This is a genomic window from Nocardia sp. NPDC060220, assembly GCF_042727815.1.
Lineage (GTDB): Bacteria > Actinomycetota > Actinomycetes > Mycobacteriales > Mycobacteriaceae > Nocardia.
Map to the genome: position 1 here is coordinate 1 of NZ_JBHWZY010001025.1, position 2,179 is coordinate 2,179.

The window sequence follows — 2,179 nt, forward strand, 5'->3', positions numbered from 1 at the left end:
CACTCGCCGGTCCGACGTGCTGTGCGAAATACGTTCCCCCCGAACGCAGAACGCGCGCGATCTCCGCCCACCAGATCGTCGCCGGATGTCGGCTGGTGACCAGATCGAACGCCGCATCGGCGAACGGCAACGGCGGCTCGTCGGGCGCGGCGACGACAACGACGCCGCGAGGATGCAGCAACGCGGTCGCCTTGGCGATGTTCGGCGGCCACGACTCGGTGGCGACCATGGTCTGCGGGAACACCTGCGCCTCGGCCAGAACCTCGCCACCACCGGTCTGAATATCCAGAGCAGCGGAAGCGGTCTGCAGCCGATCACTCATCAGCCGCTGAAAACCCCACGAAGGACGCGCCTCACTGGCCCGCCCGTCGAGCCAGGAGAAATCCCATCCCTCCACCGGCGCCGATGCCGCCTCGGCGATCAAATCCTCGAACGTCCGTCCCATGCGAAATCACTATGCCAGCGACCGCCCGGCGACACCTCGGAGTTTCGCGGCTACCGGCTGAGCTGTTCGCGGACGAACGCCGCGGCCTGGTCGCGGGTGTCGTTGACGAAGTACGCGGGCCGGCGACGGGCAGTTCGGCGCAGATGAACTCGGATCGGAGGTTGCATAATGACACGGTGCACTCCGGTGATGGTCTGTTCGATCGACGCCTGTCCGACCGCGCGCGAGAAGTAATCCGCCAAGGTGCCGAGATCGCGCTGAACGCGCCGGAGGAATGGCTCGACGAACTCTATGACGCCACTCTCCTGACAACCAGCCTGCGTGCTGTCGCGGGGGATCCGCTGCTGGCTGAGGCGGTCCGGCGCGTCAATCGTGGCAACCTGCTGCACTGGGCCTCGGCCAACGTGGCCGATCCGGGAATGCCGGTGCCGATCAATCTCGGTGCGGACCAGATCGCCATCGTTCGCGACCTGGTCCGTCGCGGCATGAACGAGGCCGCTTTGCAGGCCTATCGCGTCGGGCAAAATGTCGTCTGGCGACGGTGGATGACCATCATCTTCATTCTCACGCCGGACCCGTTCGAGCTGCAGGAGGTCTTGGAGGTCACCGCCGCCTCGATCGCCGCATTCGTGGACGGCACCATCGAGGCGATCACCGAGGTCATCGGTCAGGAGCGCGACGAACTCGCCCGCGGCTCGTATGCCGAACGCCGCGAAGTCATTTCGCTCATTCTCGAGGGGGAGCCGACCAACATCGAGCGCGCGTCGACCCGCCTCGGCTACCGGCTCGACGCCACCCACACCGCGGCTATCGCCTGGAGTGACATTCCCGGTGCCGAACTCGACGAACCGCATCGGGTGACAAGGGCACTCACACAGGCCGCCGGGGCGGCCACGGCGTTGAGCGTGCTCGCCAGCGCGGCCACCCTGTGGGTGTGGGTGCCCGGCCCCACCCCTCCCGACACCGCGGCACTGACCGAAGCGCTGGACCATATCCCCGGCGTGCGGATCGCCATCGGCTCGACCGGCCGAGACCTCGCCGGGTTCCGGACCAGTCATCTCGACGCGCAGGCCGCGCATCGAATCCTCGCCCGCCCGCACAGCACCCGACGCCTGGTCACCTTCGGCGAGGTGCAACTGACCTCGCTGATCACCGAAAACGGCGCTCAGGCCGACCGATTCATCAAGTACACCCTCGGCGATCTGGAACACGCCGACAGCGAACTACGCGAATCGGTCCTCGTCTACATCAACGAGCAATGCAATGCCACGCGCGCTGCGGCGCGCCTGTTCACCCACCGGAACACGATCTTGCGCAGGATCGCCCGCGCGGACGAGTTGCTGCCACGTCCTCTGGCGGAGAACGGCGTGCATGTCGCGGTCGCATTGGACGCGTTGTACTGGCGGCAGAACACTCCCCGGCCCAGTTGAGCCAATTCTGATTACCGCTGCGCGCAGACCGGAGTGAGGCGGTGCGTGCCCCGCAGACCCTTGAGGGTCGCTTCCCGTCCGGTTCCGATCGTGAGATCGGTACTGCTTCCGATCGCCTCCAGCACCACCGGCTGCCGCTCCTTGCGCGGTACGCCGTCCAGGACGTGGCCTTCCGCGTCGTGGGCACCGGCAGTGTGGGCCTGCGGTCGTACGTGGTGCTGCTGCTCGACCACCGGGGCGAGCCGCTGATCCTCCAGGTCAAGGAGGCAAGGCCCTCCGCTCTGCTGCCGCATCTGCCCACGGC

At 67.0% G+C, this 2,179-nt stretch carries 2 protein-coding genes and 1 pseudogene; 2 read left to right on the top strand and 1 reads right to left on the bottom strand.

Translation table 11 applies throughout. The features are described 5' to 3' along the window. A partial coding sequence (locus ACFWF3_RS33165) for a class I SAM-dependent methyltransferase (RefSeq protein WP_379317870.1) occupies positions 1–445 on the bottom strand: 445 nt, incomplete at its 3' end. A 176-nt stretch (positions 446–621) separates the two neighbouring features. On the opposite strand from ACFWF3_RS33165, the gene ACFWF3_RS33170 reads away from it, so the two are divergent. Together ACFWF3_RS33170 and ACFWF3_RS33175 are read left to right on the top strand one after the other, a co-directional pair. Further along, positions 622–1,875 (top strand): PucR family transcriptional regulator, encoded by a 1,254-nt coding sequence (locus ACFWF3_RS33170; RefSeq protein WP_379317872.1) that lies wholly within the window; start codon positions 622–624, stop codon positions 1,873–1,875. Between the two features lie 110 nt (positions 1,876–1,985). Then, a pseudogene (locus ACFWF3_RS33175) lies at positions 1,986–2,179 on the top strand (DUF2252 family protein); the annotation flags it as partial.